Annotated in this window: 14 protein-coding genes; 4 read left to right on the top strand and 10 right to left on the bottom strand. The window is 70.2% G+C overall.

The genetic code is table 11. The annotated features are described in order from the left end of the window. Window positions 1-268: 268 nt before the first annotated feature. The 4 genes from BBK82_RS35450 to BBK82_RS50895 are packed head-to-tail and all read right to left on the bottom strand — an operon-like array spanning window position 269 to window position 2,045. Window positions 269-1,138, bottom strand: a complete 870-nt coding sequence (locus BBK82_RS35450) for a transglutaminase-like domain-containing protein (protein WP_218920444.1) — start codon at window positions 1,136-1,138, stop codon at window positions 269-271. Further along, window positions 1,135-1,296 (bottom strand): DUF6307 family protein, encoded by a 162-nt coding sequence (locus BBK82_RS51990; RefSeq protein WP_170068018.1) that lies wholly within the window; start codon window positions 1,294-1,296, stop codon window positions 1,135-1,137. The genes BBK82_RS35450 and BBK82_RS51990 overlap by 4 nt, the downstream gene beginning before the upstream one ends. Continuing rightward, entirely contained in the window at window positions 1,293-1,826 is a 534-nt protein-coding gene (locus tag BBK82_RS52440; protein ID WP_179953721.1) for a DUF5994 family protein, read from the bottom strand. The genes BBK82_RS51990 and BBK82_RS52440 overlap by 4 nt, the downstream gene beginning before the upstream one ends. Before the next feature lie 36 nt (window positions 1,827-1,862). Further along, the gene (locus tag BBK82_RS50895) at window positions 1,863-2,045 is read right to left on the bottom strand and encodes a hypothetical protein (protein WP_154697678.1); all 183 of its coding nucleotides are present in this window, start codon (window positions 2,043-2,045) and stop codon (window positions 1,863-1,865) included. A 497-nt stretch (window positions 2,046-2,542) separates the two neighbouring features. Between BBK82_RS50895 and BBK82_RS35440 the strand changes: the two genes are divergently transcribed. The 4 genes from BBK82_RS35440 to BBK82_RS35425 all read left to right on the top strand — a co-directional run bounded on the left by BBK82_RS35440 (window position 2,543) and on the right by BBK82_RS35425 (window position 7,029). Continuing rightward, entirely contained in the window at window positions 2,543-3,646 is a 1,104-nt protein-coding gene (locus BBK82_RS35440; protein ID WP_065918857.1) for a pectate lyase family protein, read from the top strand. A gap of 365 nt (window positions 3,647-4,011) precedes the next feature. Then, on the top strand, window positions 4,012-5,034 hold the full coding sequence (locus tag BBK82_RS35435; RefSeq protein WP_065918856.1) for a pectate lyase family protein: 1,023 nt from the start codon (window positions 4,012-4,014) through the stop codon (window positions 5,032-5,034). Between the two features lie 13 nt (window positions 5,035-5,047). After that, window positions 5,048-6,040, top strand: coding sequence for a pectate lyase family protein (locus BBK82_RS35430; RefSeq protein WP_071812888.1), 993 nt, complete (start codon window positions 5,048-5,050; stop codon window positions 6,038-6,040). Continuing rightward, a complete protein-coding gene (locus BBK82_RS35425) occupies window positions 6,037-7,029 on the top strand; it encodes a pectate lyase family protein (RefSeq protein WP_065918855.1) in 993 nt (330 codons plus the stop codon). The genes BBK82_RS35430 and BBK82_RS35425 overlap by 4 nt, the downstream gene beginning before the upstream one ends. Before the next feature lie 105 nt (window positions 7,030-7,134). Here the strand turns inward: BBK82_RS35425 and BBK82_RS35420 are convergent, their stop codons facing one another. Genes BBK82_RS35420 through BBK82_RS35395 form a run of 6 tightly spaced genes read right to left on the bottom strand, consistent with a single transcriptional unit; the run spans window position 7,135 to window position 16,938 of the window. Continuing rightward, window positions 7,135-7,641, bottom strand: coding sequence for an NUDIX hydrolase (locus BBK82_RS35420; RefSeq protein ID WP_218920443.1), 507 nt, complete (start codon window positions 7,639-7,641; stop codon window positions 7,135-7,137). Beyond that, complete coding sequence (locus tag BBK82_RS35415; RefSeq protein ID WP_065921598.1) at window positions 7,638-8,852, bottom strand: MFS transporter; 1,215 nt, start codon at window positions 8,850-8,852, stop codon at window positions 7,638-7,640. Before BBK82_RS35415 ends, BBK82_RS35420 begins: the two co-directional genes overlap by 4 nt. Then, window positions 8,852-10,021 carry a DegT/DnrJ/EryC1/StrS family aminotransferase gene (locus BBK82_RS35410; protein WP_065918854.1) on the bottom strand — a complete coding sequence of 390 codons (1,170 nt, stop codon included), beginning with the start codon at window positions 10,019-10,021 and terminating at the stop codon, window positions 8,852-8,854. The genes BBK82_RS35415 and BBK82_RS35410 overlap by 1 nt, the downstream gene beginning before the upstream one ends. A gap of 25 nt (window positions 10,022-10,046) precedes the next feature. Then, entirely contained in the window at window positions 10,047-11,087 is a 1,041-nt protein-coding gene (locus tag BBK82_RS35405; protein ID WP_065918853.1) for a GNAT family N-acetyltransferase, read from the bottom strand. Next, window positions 11,084-15,487 carry a non-ribosomal peptide synthetase gene (locus BBK82_RS35400; protein WP_065918852.1) on the bottom strand — a complete coding sequence of 1,468 codons (4,404 nt, stop codon included), beginning with the start codon at window positions 15,485-15,487 and terminating at the stop codon, window positions 11,084-11,086. Before BBK82_RS35400 ends, BBK82_RS35405 begins: the two co-directional genes overlap by 4 nt. Then, window positions 15,484-16,938, bottom strand: a complete 1,455-nt coding sequence (locus BBK82_RS35395; protein ID WP_065918851.1) for an amidase — start codon at window positions 16,936-16,938, stop codon at window positions 15,484-15,486. The genes BBK82_RS35400 and BBK82_RS35395 overlap by 4 nt, the downstream gene beginning before the upstream one ends. Window positions 16,939-16,953: the final 15 nt, after the last annotated feature.

Raw genomic sequence — 16,953 nt, 5'->3', positions numbered from 1 at the left:
GGGCCGGGCGACAACGGCCGCCAGCTCCCGGCGAAATGAGGGCCGTCGGTCAGTCTTTCGCCGCGTGAGGCGGGGAAAGACGCGGTGGGCGATGATGCGGTGGGCGATGACGCAGTGGTGCAGAGCTGATCCGAGTTCATCTCGGCGCTCCCGCCTCCAGCCGAACACGACCGGGCTTCCTGATGCGCCCAAGGCGGCACCAGCTTGAGCGCTGCTGCACGACGTACCCTCGGTAGCTCCATCCTACTCCTCGGCGGGCACCTCCCGCTCAGCGCCACGACGGGGCCAGGTCCTCTTCCGCCTGCACGACCACCGACTCCAACCTCGGACCGCCGAACGTGGTCACCACGGCGACGTCGGCGGCATCGCGACCCCTGCCGATGACAACGCGTCCCTTGCGCAGCTCGTTGTTGCGCGGGTCGAAGGTCCACCAGCGGTCGCCCAGCCAGACCTCCACCCACGCCGCGAAGTCCATCACCGCGTCACCGGGCGGCACGTCCAGGTCCGGCAGGTAGCCGACGACGTACCGAGCGGGAATGTTGAGCGCGCGGCAGAAGGAGATCGCCAGGTGCGCGAAGTCGCGGTCCGACCCGAAACCCGCGGCGTCGACGCCGGCCGGCGTGGACAACGCGGTGGACGTGCCGTACCCGAGGTTCAGCGACTCGTGGACGTGCCGGCAGATCTCCCGCACCCGGCCGTAGCCGGGTGGATGGGCACCGAACCGCGACCACGCCTCGTCGCCCAGCACGTCGGACACGCAGTACCGGCTGGGCAACGTGTACAGCAACACGTCGTCCGGAAGTCCGTCGGGCGGCGTCTCCGGCACGGTCTCGTCCACGTCCTCCGCCCTGTCCGGCACGTCCACCCACGCGCTGAAGTGCACTGTGGACAAACCGACCGGAAGCACGACACGGGTGTTGCGGTTGCCGTACAGGTCGAGGTGGTGCCGCATCGGGACGTCCGGCTTCACGTCCAGGTTCTCCTGGCTCACCCGGACGTCCGCACTCCGCAGCGGCCGCACGAGGAACACCGCAGGTGTGGGAACCTCGGCTCGATACGTGAACGCACAACCGACGCGGAGCAGTCGGGTGCCCCACGTCAGCTGTGCCGCGCCAGTGCCGTAGTGGCGCGAGTTCACCGCACTCGCTCGGGTATGTGGTCCAGCGCGCTCAGCACGCGCACCGCGAGATCCCGTGCGGGCTCGCCTGCGAGCTCGGTCCGGTCGGTCAGCACGTCCTGCACCATCTTGAGCCTGCGCTCATACGCGGACGTGTGCGTGTGCGTCGTCGTGGTCATCGAGCTCCTTGAAACGTCTGTTCGGGTACGCAGCTGCTGCCCGCACCCGCTGAATCCACTGTGGACTCACTCGTCGTGGTGCCGCGGAGCAGGACCTCGACAGCGTCGACGTTCTCCCTCTCGGCAGCGCACATCATGGCGTGGTGGGCGGTGGAAGGTTCGGTGTCCGGCGGGACGAGGAGCAACGTCAGGCGGCGCCGGTCCCCCGCGACGACGTCCACGGTGTGCGCCGGCCTGGACCAGAACCCGCTGAGCCGCACCCGGAGGCCGTCCACTGCGATCTGCCTGGGCGCGGTGTCCCACTCGGTCAGGTTGTAGCTCACCCGCGGGATCTCGCCCAGCCGAACTGCCAGCACCGCGAGCAGCGCGGGCAGTTCGGCGGCGAGGTCCCGGGAACGCGGCCACCAGGCACCGTCGACATACCCCGTGGTGAGCGCCTTCGGCCGCAACCGCAATCGCAGCGGACACCGAGGCTGCTCGCTGGCCGTGACGGCCGGAGGGGCGATGGAAAGGTGAGGAGCCGACGTCATGCCGGGACTCCCGTCTCCGGCCCGAAGAGGACCGGTTCAGGTTTCGCCAAGTGCGACGTGAGCTTGAGTGCCCGCGTGCGAGATGCTCTCGACAAAATTGAGACTACACCATTTCTGCGTGATCAGCAAAATGAGTTCTTGTGCCGCAAAATCACGATCTACCATTTGCCGCGAAATCTCGGGCAGCCGGGGTGCGGCTTCAGGGGCGTGGTAGTCCATGCACTCGACCAGGTCCGCACCCGCCAGGAGCGGAGCGCTCGACACCGCACCCGCCCGGCGCGCGGCCGGATCAGGCTCCGCGGTGGGCTGCCGCCGCGCGCAGTGCCTCCACCGTGCGCGGGACCCCGGTGTGCCTTTCCAGTCGAACGGTGCGGCTCGTTCGATTCGAATACTCGAAACCGCGGGCATCCACCCGTTATTCATGTCCATGAATCAGCCGGTCGGTAACCGGAAGGCGCATCGTCCTCGCGCAATCACGGCGCCCGGTGTTCACGCACGTGAATTTTATTGCCTGTCACGCAATGTTGCGCAATACTCGCTGGGAGCGTTCCCAGTAAGGCTGATTCCGGCCGCCACCACGATCAGCTTGTCGGAATGACATCACCGGTGCAATCAACCGGTGCGGCACGGGCGTCGGCCTGCTTCGAAAGCGCCGGCTCACCACGCTGCCGACGAGCAGGGCCACCCGTTCAACCTTCAAGGACGCAGGAGATGAAATGAAACGATCAGTCGCGTGGCGGATCCCCGCGATCGTGGCCGCGTTGGCCGTCACGACTTCGACCAGCGCGGTGCTGGCGGTGTCACCGGCGTCGGCGGCGGCCGGCGTCGCGACCGGCTACGCGTCCCAGAACGGCGGGACCACCGGCGGCCAGGGCGGGGCGACGGTCCGGGCCACCACGGGAACTCAGATCCACCAGGCCCTGTGCGGCCGGGCGAGCAGCAGCACGCCGATCATCATCGAGGTGTCGGGCACGATCAACCACGGCAACACCGCCAAGGTCTCGGGCAACAGCTGTGAGACCGCGGCCGGCGTGATCGAGCTCAAGCGGATCAGCAACGTCACCATCATCGGTGTCGGCGGCGGGGCCGTCTTCGACCAGTTGGGCATCCACATCCGCGAGTCCCGCAACATCATCATCCGGAACGTGACCGTGCGGAACGTCAAGAAGTCGGGCTCTCCCACGTCGAACGGCGGCGACGCCATCGGGATGGAGAGCAACGTCCGCAACGTCTGGGTCGACCACGTCAACCTCCTGGCGTCGGGCGGTGAGCCGGAAGGCTATGACGGCCTGTTCGACATGAAGAACAACACCCAGTACGTGACCCTGTCCTACAGCACCCTGCGCAACTCCGGTCGCGGCGGGCTGGTCGGGTCCAGCGAGAGCGACCGCTCGAACGGGTTCATCACCTACCACCACAACCTGTACGAGAACATCGACTCCCGGGCGCCGTTGCTGCGAGGCGGCATCGCCCACATGTACAACAACCACTATGTGAGCCTGAACGAGTCCGGCATCAACTCGCGGGCAGGCGCCAAGGCCAAAGTGGACAACAACTACTTCAAGAACTCCCGTGACGTCCTGGGCACCTTCTACACCACCGAGGCCGGCTACTGGCAGGTCAGCGGCAACGTCTTCGACAACGTGACGTGGTCCGCGCCGAGCAGCGATCACAAGCCCGCCGGTCCCGACGTCAAGTCCACCACCTCAGTCTCCGTGCCCTACAGCTTCACCCTCGACCAGGCCGCCTGCGTGCCGAACGTCGTGAGCCGCACTGCGGGCGCCAACACGGGCCTGAAGGAGTCGGACGGCAGCTGCTAGGAGTCCCAGAGGTGCGGTGAACACACCGATCAACTGAAGCCCTTGGCCTGATCTTCCTCTCTGTCGCACGAGGGATGATCAAGCCAAGGGCTTTGCCATTGATCAACAGGGCCATCACCGGGCCTAAGGTGTCACCCGCTCCAGTCGAACACATTCGACGCTATTCTCCACAACCTCGAATTGATCGACCGAAAGGACCATCCGATCAGCGCCGGAAAGCGATCGAAAAGGCCACGTATGTGAACCGGTTCGCATACGTGATGCGACGTTGACACGCCGGAAACACAGGTCTTATGGTCCGAATCAGGAAAGCGGTTTTCCAACGCCGCCGCCACGCAGGCCGTATTCGCGAAAGGACCACCCAAATGCGGACGCACGTCGGGTACGAACGCGCCCTCGCACGGGTCGCGGTGGTGGTGGCCGTCGTGGCCGCCACGATCGCGGCACCGCCCGCCACCGCGGCCGGGCCTGCCGCCGACGGGTTCGCCGGGGTGACCGCGCTGGGCCAGGTCGGAACCACCGGCGGGGCGGGGGGCGCGGTGGTCACGGCGACGACGACCGCGCAGTTCCTGGACTACATCGCTCGGCCAGAGCCACTGGTGGTGCAGGTCCGCGGCACGATCACGCTGTCCACCGGCACCAGCGACGGGATGCACGACGTCGCTTCCGACAAGACGATCGTCGGCCTCGGCGCGGACGCCCGGCTGGTCGGCGGCGGGCTGAACATCGGGCTCCCGGTGGACGACGACGTGGTCTCGCCGCCCGCGAACGCGGTGCACAACGTGATCATCCGGAACCTGTCGATCACCGGCGCCACCGATGACCTGATCAACGTGCAGATGTTCAGCCACCACATCTGGATCGACCACAACGACTTCTCCAACGGTGACGACGGCGCCGTCGACATCAAACGCGGGTCCGATTTCATCACCGTTTCCTGGAACAGGTTCCACGACCACGACAAGACGTTGTTGCTCGGGCACGACGACGACAACTCGGCGCAGGACGTGGGGCGTCTCAGGGTGACCTACCACCACAACTACTTCGACGGTTCCGATCAACGCAACCCGCGAGTCCGCTTCGGCGAGTCGGTGCACGTCTACAACAACTACTACCGGGACAACAGTTACGGCGTCGCGTCGGCGATGAACGCGGGCGTGGTGCTGGAGGGCAACTACTTCTTCAGCGTCAACAACCCCGGCCGGGTCGACTTCAGCGGTGATCTCGGCCGGATGGTCGCCAGGGACAACGTGCTCGTCGAGTGCAACCACGAGATCGAGGTGCGCGGGACCGTCGTCGAGCCGCGCACCTACTACGCCTACACACCGCACCGGGCCGCCGAGGTCCCGACTGTCGTGCCCGCCGGTGCGGGTGTCGGCCGAGTCTGAGGAGGACGGGCACATGAGCCCCATCAACCGACGTCGGCTGCTCGCGGGCGCGGCGCTGACCGCCTTCGCCGCCACCGCGTCACGCGCCGCGTGGGCCGACCTGGCCGCCGACGCCGTGGCCGACGGCTTCGCGGGCGTGACCGCGCTGGGCCAGAACGGGACGACCGGCGGCGCGGGCGGCCAAGCCGTCACCGTGACGACCGCGGAGGCGCTGCGGGACTACGTCGGGCGCAAGGAGCCCTGCGTCATCTCGGTGTCCGGCCGCATCGAGGTCGACGACATGCTGACCGTCGTCGCGAACAAGACGATCCTCGGGATCGGCTCCACCGCCGAGATCACCGGCGGCGGGCTGCAGCTGGGCTCGACCACCCGCCCCGGCAACAACGTGATCATCCGCAACCTGCGCTTCACCGGCGCCTCGGACGACTCCATCAGCGTCACCAACTCCGCGCACCACGTGTGGATCGACCACTGCGACCTGTCGCGCGGCTTCGACGGCCTGCTCGACATCAAGCGGCAGTCCGACTACGTCACGGTGTCGTGGAACCACTTCCACGACCACAGCAAGGCCGCGCTGCTGGGCCACTCCGACACCTACACCGCCGACCGCGGCAAGCTGCGCGTCACCTACCACCACAACTTCTTCGACCGCACCGACCAGCGGCACCCGCGCGTGCGGTTCGGCGAGCCCGTGCACGTCTACAACAACTACTACCGCGGCAACTCCCTCTACGGCGTCGCGTCCACAGAGGACGCCGGGGTGCTGGTCGAGGCCAACTACTTCGAGAACGTCGCCCGCCCGGTCCTGTCCGGCTACGACAAGAGCGGACCCGGCCGCGTGGTGGAGCGCGGCAACGTCTACGTCGGCTCCGGTGTCCCGCAGACCCTCGGCACCGTCGTCGAACCCCGCACCTACTACGCCTACTCGCTCGACAACGCCGCCGACGTACCAGCGCTCGTCACCGCGGGCGCGGGCGTCGGCCGAGTCCAACGGAGGACTTCATGAGGAGGACAAGCGCTCTCGCGCTCGCCGCGGTGCTCGTCGGCGGTGCCACGTCGGTGGCCGGCGCGCCCGCGTCCGCCGCCGAGGCAGCACCCGTCGGGTTCGCCTCGGTGACGGCGCTCGGCCAGAACGGGACCACCGGCGGCGCCGGAGGGCCGGAGGTCACGGTTTCGACTGCGGCCGACTTCACCGCCGCCATCAAGGCCGACGGACCGCGCGTGGTCCGCGTGCAGGGCATGATCACGTTGGCGCCGGGCATGTACGACGTCTCCTCGGACAAGACGGTCATCGGCGTCGGCGCGAGCTCCGGCATCACCGGCGGCGGCCTGAACATCGGCCTGCCGGTCAGCTCGGTGACCGCTCCCCCGGCGAACGCCGTGCACAACGTGATCATCCGCAACCTGGTGTTCCGCAACGCCAGCGACGACTCGATCAACGTGCAGATGTTCTCCCACCACGTCTGGATCGACCACAACGACCTGTCCGCGGGCAAGGACGGCCTGATCGACATCAAGCGCGGGTCCAGCTACGTGACCGTGTCGTGGAACCACACCCACCACCACACCAAGAACATGCTGCTCGGTCACGACGACAGCAACGCCGCACAGGACACCGGGTACCTCAAGGTGACCTACCACCACAACTTCTTCGACCGGACGCCGCAGCGCAACCCGCGCACCCGTTTCGGCAACCCGGTGCACGTGTTCAACAACTACTTCGTCGCCAACAGCGACACAGGCGTCGCCTGCCAGAACAAGTCCGGCTGCTGGGTCGAGGGCAACTACTTCGAGAACGTCGAGGAGCCGATGACGAACAGCTACTCGGGCCCGAAGGGCAGCATCGTCGAGCGGAACAACGTCTACGTCAACAGCGGCAAACCGGTGGTGGGCGGCAGCGTGGAGGACCCGCGCGGCTACTACCCCTACACGCTGGACACGCCGGCGAACGTCAAAGCGCTGGTGACCCAGGGTGCGGGAACCGGCAAGATCTGAGCCCGCCGACGTGCGGGCGGGCCCACAGCCGCCCGCACGTCGACGGCACGGGTCGTCGAACACCGGTCGCCGGTGCGAACGACGGACCCGGCTTGTCGTGACGACCTACCTGGCGGGCCTGGCACGGGTGGCCGCAAGGTGAGTTCCAGCCCTCTGTCGAGCCGAGTCCGCCAAGTAGCGTTCGATGATCGGCCTCTCGGGCACGAACAAGTCCTCGGGCAGCGAATCGAGCGGGAAGAACTCCGCCGTGCTCACCTCCACCTGGTCGATGTGCAGCTCGCCGCTGGACACCACCGCCGTGTAGGCCGCGGTCACGTTGTGCACCTCGTCTCCGTTCGGACACACGGCGAAGTACTCCGGGCCCGAGAACACGTCGAGCAACGCCATCGAACCCACTTCCAGACCGGTCTCCTCGCGGACCTCGCGGACGCCCGTCTCCGCGAGCGTCTCCCCCGGTTCCATGAAGCCGCCCGGGAGGCCCCAGGTCCCGCACTCCGCGCGCCTCACCAGGAGCAGCCTGCCTTCCTCGTCGCTCACCAGGACCGAGGTGCCGGGGAGGAGCAGCGGCATGGTTCCGACGAGTGCGCGCAGCTTCGCGATGTAGTCGATCATCGTGAACTCTCCTCGTGGTCCAGCTCGGCGCCACGCAGGGCGGCGGAGCTGAAAGCGGTGAACGCCGCGGTCAGGACCAGCGTGCCGCAGCCGACGAACACCGCGGTGACACCCAGTGCGGCCGCGGCCGCGCCGGTCAACGGGTAGAGCAACGGTGTGAGGCCGACGGTGGCCAGTGCCAGCACCGACGCCGTCCGGCCCAGGTAGGCCGGGTCGCAGTGGGCTTGACCGAGAGTGGCGGCGAGAGTGCTCGCGACGCCGACCACCGCTCCGACGGCGGCCGCCAGCGCTGTCACGGTCACGAGGTCTGCCACGCACACCATGCCGATGATCGCGATGCCGCCGGCGGTCAGCAACGCGGGCATGACCAGTCCTGGTCGGGGTGGGCGCAAGCCCGCGGCCAAGGCCAGCGCGGCCAGCCCTCCTCCGGCGGCGAACCCGCCGACGATCCACCCCATGCCGGTGGGCCCCCAGCCTCGTTGCTCCACCAGCAGCACCACGCCGATCACCAGCGGGCCGGCGAAGCTCAGCTCGCTGATCCCGATCACGAGCGTGAGCGGTGCGAGCACGCGATGTCCGCGCAGATAGCGAACGCCGGCGCGGAGGTCGCGCCAGTGCGACCTCTCCGGCCGGGTCACCACCCGAGGGTGCGTGCGCACGACCAGCAACAGCGCCAACGACACCAGGAACAGCGCCCCGGCACCACCGAACGCTGCTGCCTCGCCGTTGTGCGCCAGGGCAATGCCGCCCACCAACGGCCCGGCCAGGTTGCCCGCGCGCAGTGCCAGTCCGCGCAGTCCCTGGATGCGATCGAGCCCGTCCGGAGTGGTGATCAGGGCGGGCAACGCGCTGACCGCAGGCAGGTAGAGGGCGTCGAGCACACCGAAGACGAAAGCCAGCGGCACCAGCAGCCACAGTTGCGGGGCCGTGATCGTCATGATCGCGGCGGCGGCGAGGACGAGGACACCGCGGCTCATGTCCATGCCGATCGCCACGCGGTGTGCGCCTAGGCGGTCGGCCAGCACACCACCACCGAGCAGCAGCACGGCCCGCGGCAGTGCGCCGGCCGCGGTGACGATCCCGACGGCCTCTGGTCCTCCGGCACGTGCCGCCGTCCACGACAGTGCCAGGAAGAACACGCTGTCGCCGGTGACGGACGAGGCGTACGCGGCTGCCCATCTCAGCGCGTTGCCGCGGGCGGACGTGCGCATCACGCGGTCAGGGCGGCGACCGCCGGGCCGTGCGCGTGGACGCGGCGGATCGCCGAGCAGACCTCGTCCACCGACTCGTCGTCGAGGTGCGAGGACAGCGGAAGAGCGACGATCCGGGACGCGAGCGAGTCGGTGCGGGGCAGGACGGCATCCGACCGGTAGGCGCGCTGACGGTGCACGGGCGGGTCGAAGTAGGTGCGCGTGGAGATGTTCTCGCTGTGCAACGCCTTCACGAGCCCGTCGCGATCCACCCCGAACGCCTGCTCGTCGATGGTCACGCAGAAGTCCTTGTAGGTGCTGCGGCTGCGGCCGGGAATCCGCTGGAACCCGACCCCGCCGACACCTGCGAGCCCCTTCAGGTAACGCTCTGCCAGCTCGCGCCGCCGGATCACCCTGGCCGGCACGTGCGGCAGGTTGTGCCGGGCCAGGGCCGCGGACATCTCCGGCAGCCGCGCGCTCAGGCCGGCGAACCGGCTGTCGTAGTCGCCGGGGTTGGCGTACTCACGCCCGATCCGCAGCTCCCGTGCGAGCTCGTCGTCGTCGGTCGTCACCAGGCCGCCCTCTCCGGCGGTGAGCAGCTTGGTCGGGCTGAGGCTGAACACCTCGGCGAGTCCCTTCGACCCGATCATCGTGCTGTCCGGGTAGGCGCCGCCGAAGCCGTGCGCCGCGTCGGCGACGAGCGGAACACCGCGCGAGGAGGCCAGAGCGGACAACGCCTCCATGTCGCAGGGAGCACCGAACGTGTGCACGGCCATGATCGCCGCCGTGCGCTCGCCCATCGCGGCTGCCACGGCGGCCGGGTCGAGGGTGAAGGTGTCGGGATCGATGTCCACGAACACCGGGGCGAGCCCGTTCCACGCCACGGCGTGCGCGCTGGCCATGAAGGTGAACGAGGGCAGGACGACCTCGCCGCGCAGGCCGAGACACCGCAGCACGAGCATGAGTCCGCTGGTGCAGCTTGACGTGGCCACCGCGTGCTCGACGCCGAGGAACGCGGCCGCCTCGCGTTCGAAAGCGCTGACGTGGCGGCCGTTGGTCAGCGATCCGGAGGCCACGATCTCCGCGAGATCGGCGTGCAGCCGCGCGTCGGCGGACACCGTGGCCCTGGTGATCGGCAGCTCGCGGGAACGGACGGGGACGCCGCCCAGGATGGCGGGGAGGTCTGGCACGGTGGTGGCTCCTTCTGCGGGGTTGTCAGCGGTAGGCGGGAAAGCGGCGCGGCACGTGCGCCTCGAGCCGCTCCCGCTCGTGAAAGGCGTGGCGAAGCCGGACGAGCTCGGCGTAGGCGGCCTCGTCGTAGACCTTGGAACCGGTCGAGTAGGACCGGCGGCCCCCTGGCGCGAACCGGAGCTTGTACTCCAGCAGCGCGTCGTCGGGCCGGTTGCCGCCTCCCAGGACGAACTCCTGCCAGGGGCCGCGGACCAGCCAGTCGCAGACAGCCCCCTTGCAGAGCTCGTTCGCGTGCGAGCGCCTGCCCGGGCCGGTGGAGCCGGCGAGATAGGAGTAGGCCCTGGTGGTACCGAGCAGGACCACCTCGCCGGACAGTGGTTCACCGGAGGCGTCGCGCACCACGAACAGCCTCGCCAAGTTGCCCAGCAGACCGTGCAGCCGGACGAAGAACGCATCGGTGAAGTAGTAGCTCCCGGTGGCCCGCCGCCGATCCATCGTGGCGCGGTAGATCTCCCGGAACGCCTGCCACGCCGCCTCGTCGTGCTCGACCGCCACGGTCAGCCCTGCTCGCCCGGCCTGGCGGATGTTGCGCCGGACGCTGCTGCTGAACGACTGGTCGCGGAGCGCGCGGTAACGAGCCAGGTCGACCACGGCGCTGTCACACGCGGGCTGCTCGGACCAGCCGCTCATCGGCAGCACCTCGTCACGCTGCAAGAAGATCCGGGCGTCGGCGCACACCACGCGGTGGTCGTGCGCCCAGCTGTCGAACCTCTTCCAGAAGAGATCGGGGTCGACTCCCGGCCCGGTGACGAACGCCCCGCCGTAGCCGTAGGGCACTGCCACGTCGCGCCGGTTCTCGCCCGGCTCGGTCCAGTGCTCCGCCTCCAGGTCCCTGAGCAGGAACGGGAAGATCGCCCCCGAGTCCACGGCGGCCAGCGGACGCACTCCCCTCGCCGCGAACATCGCGACGAAGTCGGGGTGGGCGAACGGTTCCCGCGTGGGCAGCGCGCGCCAGGCCTCCAGCCAGCGGGCACGGTCCGTCTCGGCGTGCAACACCAGGCTCACGCGACCAGCTCCGGGCTCGCGGCGATCCGGTCGACGGGCAGTTCCGGCGCGGCGGCCATCCCGTCGAGCACCTGTGTCACGCACGAGGCGATCCGCTCGGCCGTGTCCGCGTCGAACAGATCGGTCGCGTAGTCGAGGACGCCGGTGATCACGCCACCGGCGTCGGTGAGGTCGAGGGTCAGGTCGAACTTCGCCGGTCGTGCCTCGATCCGCAGCGGTGCCACGTCGGTGCCGGCCAGCTCGAGCGGTGCGGCCGGTGCGCCGTCGAACGTGAGCATCACCTGGAACAACGGGTTGCGCGCGGCGGACCGTCGCGGTCCGACAGCGGCCACCACCCGGTCGAACGGCAGGTCTTGGTGAGCGAAGGCAGCGAGGTCCACCTCTCGGACGGACGCCAGGAGGTCGCGCACCGACGCGGAGCCGTCGACACGGGTGCGCAGCACGACCGTGTTGACGAAGCAGCCGACCAGATCCGCGGTCACCCCGTCCGGCCGCCCGGAAACCGGGGTGCCGATCGGGATGTCGTCACCGGCGCCCAGCCGGCGCAGCGCGATTCCCAGCCCCGCCTGGAGCACCATGAACAGCGTGGTGTTCGTCTGCCGCGCCAGCGCCGTCAGCCCGGCGCGCTGCTCACGCGTGAACGTGACCGGGACGTATCCGCCGAGCTGTGACGGGACGTCCGGGCGGCGGCGATCGGCCGGCAGCGAGAGCTGGTCGGGCGCACCCGCCAGTGCGGTGGCCCAGTAGTCCGCCTGCCGCTCCGCCAGCCCGGCGTCGAGGACCTCCCGCTGCCACACCGCGTAGTCGCCGTAGTCGACCGCCAGAGGACTCCAGTCCGGGGTGCGGCCCGCGGTCCTGGCGGCGTAGGCCTGCGCGAGCTCGCGGTGCAGTGGCCGGTAGGACCAGCCGTCGCCCGCGATGTGGTGCAGGGCCAGGAGCAGCACGTGGTCGTCCGGCCCGAGCCGGAACAGCGTGGCGCGGAACGGTGCGTCGGCGTCGAGGCGGAACGGCTGGGCAGCGGCACGGGCGATGTCCTCGGCAACGCTGTCTTCCGTGGACTCGACCTCCTCCACCGGCCACCGCTCCACCGGGTCGAGCACCAGCGGTTCGGGTCGCGCGCGGCCGGTGAAGGCGGTGCGCAGCACCTCGTGCCGACGGGTCAGGTCCCCCAGCGCGAGGCCCAGTGCGGCGCGGTCGAGCGGCCCGCTCACTCTGTGTGCGTCCGCGAGGTTGTACGCAGCGTTCAGCCCGTGCAGCCGCGTCAGGTACCAGAGCCGGTGTTGCGCGTGCGACACCTCTGGACCGGCCGGGCGTGGTCTCGGCCGCAGCGCCGGCAGGTCGGTGGCGGGACTGAGCCGCCGGGCCAGCTTCGCCGCCGTACCGCACCGCAGCACGTCCCCGAGCGAGATCGTGAGACCGAGGACCGTCCGCACGCGGTACACCAGCAGCTGCGCGGTGAGCGAGGAGCCGCCGAGCGCGATGAGATCGTCGTCCGGGCGCACCCGCGGCACGTCGAGCAGTTCGGCCATGAACTCGCAGAGCAGCTGTTCCGGCACCGAGCGACCAGCGGAACCGGCGGCCGGTGCGGAGGAGTGCGGTGCCGGCAGCGCACGGCGGTCCAGCTTGCCGTTGGGGGTGAGCGGCAGGGCGTCGACGACGACCAGGACCGCGGGAACCATGTAGCGCGGCAGTGAGCGGGCCACGTGGGCGGTGACGTCGTCCAGATCCGGAAGGTCCTCGCCGACGGGAACCAGGTAGCCGACGAGGCGCGGCTCGCCCGACGAGTCGACGGTCGTGGCGGCTTGCCGGACAGCCGGGTGCGCGGTCAGCACGGCGTCCACCTCGGACAGTTCGATCCGGTGGCCGCGCACCTTCACCTGACCGTCGGCCCGCCCCAGGAACTCCAGCTCGCCGTCCAGCCGGAACACCGCGAGGTCACCGGTCCGGTACATCCGGCTGCCGTCGGGTCCGAAGGGGTCGGCGACGAAGCGGTGCGCGGTTTCGGCGGGCCGCCCGAGGTAGCCCCGTGCGAGACCGGCGCCCGCGATGTACAGCTCGCCGACGCAGCCCGCCGGCAGGACGCGCAGCCTGGCGTCGAGCACGTAGAGCCGGGTGGAGGGAATCGGCCTGCCGACCGGCAGCGCGCCGTCGGGCACCGGGTCGCCCGGCCTCAGCTGGAAGGTGCAGCAGCCGACAGTGGCCTCGGTCGGTCCGTACTCGTTCGTGACCACGGCGTCCGGGTTGCCGTCGCGCCACGACTTCAGAGCCGCGCCGAGCAGTTGCTCGCCGCCGATCACCAGATCCCGCGTGGGTGACGCGGACGCCGGCAGCTCGGTGAGCAGGGTCAGGTGCGCCGGTGTGATCTTGAGGAACTCCGGTGCGGGCCGCGGCTCGTCCAGCGCTCCCAGGTGCACGCGGCCACCGCAGGTCAGCGGGGCGAGCAGCGCGGTGACGGTCAGGTCGAACCCGACCGGCGAGTGCGCGGTGGCGGTGCCGCGAGTGCCGGGGTAGGCGGTCGTCGCGTAGTCGAGGTACGCGCACACGGACCGGTGTTCCACGGCGACGCCCTTCGGACGGCCGGTGGACCCCGAGGTGTAGATGACGTAGGCGAGGTCTGCCGGGCTCGCGGACGACCCGAGCAGCTCACCGGAGAAGGCCGGAAGCGCGTCCACGACACCCGGATCGAGCAGGAGCAGCTCCGGAACACCCCGCAACGCCTCGGAAACCGGCGTGGGCACACCGTCCCCGGTCACCGCGACCGCGACTCCCGAGTCGGTCAGAACCTGCCGGATCCGTTCGGCCGGGAGGTCCACGTCCACCGGCAGGTAGGCGGCTCCGGCCTTCCAGATCCCGAGCAGCGCGACGAGCAGTTCGGGCTCCCGGTGCATGGCCACGGCGACCAGGTCCCCGGCGCGGACTCCGCGTCGTCGCAGCAGCACGGCCATCCCGTCGGAGGCCCGGTCCAGCTCGCGGTAGGTCATCGTGCGTTCGCCGTGGCTGACCGCGATCGCGCAAGGGGTGCGGGCGGTCTGGTCCGAGATCAGGTCGTGCACGCGGCGCGGTGTCACCGGGCGGATCGGGCCCTGGCACAGCTCGGCCAACGCGGCCGCCCGCTCGCCGTCACCGAACACGTCGGCTTCGCCGACCGGGGTGTCGGGGGTGATCGAGGGCAGCACCGCGAGCCACCTCAGGAACCGCCTGAGGTGCGTGGCGACCTCCTCCTCGCTGTGCACGACGGGGTTGGCGCTCAGCTCCACCTCGATGCCGTTGCCGTCCATCCTGTCGTCGAACGAGAACGCCAGCCCCTCGATCGGTCCCAGGGCGAGGTTCCTGCCGACGGACCGGTGCCCGTCGAAGGAGAAGCCGGCGTCGAACCGGAGAACGTTCACCATCGAGCCGAAGTGGGGTCGTGCTCCCCCGGACGCCAGGTGCCGGTGGCTGTCGCGGTAGCGGTGGCGGCGTTGTGCCTGGGACGTCTCAGTGCGCACCTGCTCGGCGAGCCCGAGAATCGTGGTCCCGGCGTTCACCGTCAGCCGGACCGGCAGGATGTTCGACATGGGTGCGGTGACCGCGCGCAACGCCGTGGTGGCGCGGGCCGACAGCACGAAGCTCAGCCCGATGTCGTCCGCTCCGGTCACCGCGTGCTGGTACGCCGCCACCGCCGTGGTGAGCAGCTGCGGCACGGACAGCCCGAACGGTGTGCCGTGCCGGCGCAGCACGGCCACCGCAGCTTCCGGCAGGCGATGAGCACGCCGGACGGGGGGCAGCGTCGTGGCCGCCGAGCGGAACCGGGTGCATTCCGGCCAGTTCGCGAGCCGGGCCCGCCAGTGTTCGTCGTCGGCGGCACGGCCGCCGATGGCGTACCGCCGGTCGTCCTCCAGCGCCCGTTGCACCGGAGCGAACGGTGTGTCGCCGATCGGCTCGCCGCGCACCAGGGCGGTGTAGACCTCCGCGATGCGGCGGCCGATGAAGTGACCGGAGAACGCGTCCACCACGATGTGGTGGTAGCGGCGGTACCAGAGGTGGTGGTCCCGCGAGAGCGTCAGCAGCGCACTGGTCTGCAGCGGGCCGTGCCGCAGGTCGAACGTCCGGCTCAGGTCGTCCGCCATCCACCGGTCGGCTTCCGCTCGCGGATCAGCCGCCTCGGTGAGGTCGACGTGGTGGAACACCCAGGGCGCGGTGCAGCGCGTCTGGCGCGGCACACCGTCCAGGTCGGTCACGAACCGCATGTTCACCGTGTCGGCTTCGGCCGCGGCCTGCCGTGCGGCTCGTTCGAGCAGCTCCGGCACCAGCGGCCCGCGGATCTCGTGGTAGTCGGCGAGGTTGTACTGAGGACTGTCCGGGTTCAGCTGCTGGGCGAGCCAGATCTCCAGCTGCGCCGAGGTCAGGTCGAGGGTCACCGCGGGCCTCCTTGGGTGTGCAGCGGGGATTGCGTCCAGATCGGCGGGTGGCGGTCACGCCACGGCCGGGCCGACTCCAGTTGCGCGGCCAGCGCGACCAGCACGTGCTCGGCCGCCGGGCGACCGGCCAGCATCACGCCGATCGGCAGGCCCTGTGCCGTCCACCGCAGCGGCAGGGTGATCGCGGGCTGTCCGGACACGTTGTGGGGGAAGGTGAACGGGGAGAACTCGATCTGGCGTCGCAGGTTCGCCGCCGGGTCGCCGGCCGAGGTGAACCAGCCGACCGGCCGCGGCGGCTGGGCCAGCGTCGGGGTGAGCAACGCGTCGTAGCCGCCGGCCCGGACCACCGCTGTGCGCGCCAGCTTCCGCAGCGCCCGCAACGAGGTGACGAACTCGACGGCCGAGACCTCCGTCCCCCGCTCTCGCAACCACCGCGTGAGCGGCGTCAGCTCGGCGGTCTGCCGATCGTCGAGCGCGAGGGCGGCCGGGCCGACGCAGAGGACCGTCTCGAAGTGGTGCACGATCTCCGCCGGGAACGGCGACTCGACGTCCTCGACCTCGTGCCCGAGCCCGGTGAGCAGCGCGGTGGCGTCGTCCCACGCCGTCAGGCACTCCTCGTGGACGGGCAGGGCCGGGTCGGCAGGGGTGCGGTACCTGCCGATGCGGAGCTTGCCCGGTGGCCGGCGGGCATGGCCGAGGTAGGTCTCCCCCGGCGGCAGCGGTGGTGCGGTGAACAGTTCGCCCGGCATCGGCACGGCCATCGCGTCCAGCATCGCGGCGGCGTCCGCGACGGTCCGCGCGATCGGGCCGTTGGCCACCATTCCTGTCGTCTCGCCGCCACCAGGACCGTTGGCGATCCTGCCGCGCGACGCCTTGAGGCCCACGACGCCGCACACGCTGCCCGGCACCCGGATGGAGCCTCCGCCGTCGTTGCCCTGCGCGATCGGCACCAGGCCCGCGGCCACGGCGGCCGCCGCGCCACCGCTGGAGCCTCCCGCCGAGCAGGTCAGGTTCCACGGAGTGCGTGCGGGTGGCGCGACCCCGCTCTCGGTGTAGAACGGCACGCCGAACTCGGGGACGTTGGTCTTGCCGAGGCTGATGGTTCCGGCGTCCCGCAGCAGCGTCACCACGTGGTCGTCGTGCTCGGACACGACGCCCGCGACCGCACGGGACCCCGACGACATGGGCACGCCCGCCACGTTGTTCAGGTCCTTGATCGCGGTCGGTACCCCGAAGAGAGGCGGGAACTGCCCGCCGTGGCGCAACAGCGCCTCGGCGGCCACGGCCTGGCCGCGCGCCAGGTCGGCGGTCACGGTGACGAACGCACCGAGCGCCGGGTTGTGCTGCCGGATCCGTTGCAGGCAGTGGTCGACGAGCTCGACCACGCCCACCTCCCCCGTGCGGACGGCCGCGGCCTGTTCGAGCGCGGTGAGGTCGTGCAGTTCCGCCATGGTTCCCGCTTCCGT

Origin of the sequence: Lentzea guizhouensis (assembly GCF_001701025.1) — a bacterium.
In the GTDB taxonomy this organism is placed as follows: domain Bacteria; phylum Actinomycetota; class Actinomycetes; order Mycobacteriales; family Pseudonocardiaceae; genus Lentzea; species Lentzea guizhouensis.
The sequence above is the reverse complement of the archived record's forward strand: the minus strand, read 5'-3'. Positions and strand labels throughout refer to the sequence as shown.

Bases quoted from the DNA above. Each gene is read 5' to 3' on its own strand.
- BBK82_RS51990 (WP_170068018.1), bottom strand. From the start codon at position 1,296: ATGACCACGACGACGCACACGCACACGTCCGCGTATGAGCGCAGGCTC.
- BBK82_RS52440 (WP_179953721.1), bottom strand. From the start codon at position 1,826: ATGACGTCGGCTCCTCACCTTTCCATCGCCCCTCCGGCCGTCACGGCC.
- BBK82_RS50895 (WP_154697678.1), bottom strand. From the start codon at position 2,045: ATGGACTACCACGCCCCTGAAGCCGCACCCCGGCTGCCCGAGATTTCG.
- BBK82_RS35440 (WP_065918857.1), top strand. From the start codon at position 2,543: ATGAAACGATCAGTCGCGTGGCGGATCCCCGCGATCGTGGCCGCGTTG.
- BBK82_RS35435 (WP_065918856.1), top strand. From the start codon at position 4,012: ATGCGGACGCACGTCGGGTACGAACGCGCCCTCGCACGGGTCGCGGTG.
- BBK82_RS35430 (WP_071812888.1), top strand. From the start codon at position 5,048: ATGAGCCCCATCAACCGACGTCGGCTGCTCGCGGGCGCGGCGCTGACC.
- BBK82_RS35425 (WP_065918855.1), top strand. From the start codon at position 6,037: ATGAGGAGGACAAGCGCTCTCGCGCTCGCCGCGGTGCTCGTCGGCGGT.
- BBK82_RS35420 (WP_218920443.1), bottom strand. From the start codon at position 7,641: ATGATCGACTACATCGCGAAGCTGCGCGCACTCGTCGGAACCATGCCG.
- BBK82_RS35415 (WP_065921598.1), bottom strand. From the start codon at position 8,852: ATGCGCACGTCCGCCCGCGGCAACGCGCTGAGATGGGCAGCCGCGTAC.
- BBK82_RS35395 (WP_065918851.1), bottom strand. From the start codon at position 16,938: ATGGCGGAACTGCACGACCTCACCGCGCTCGAACAGGCCGCGGCCGTC.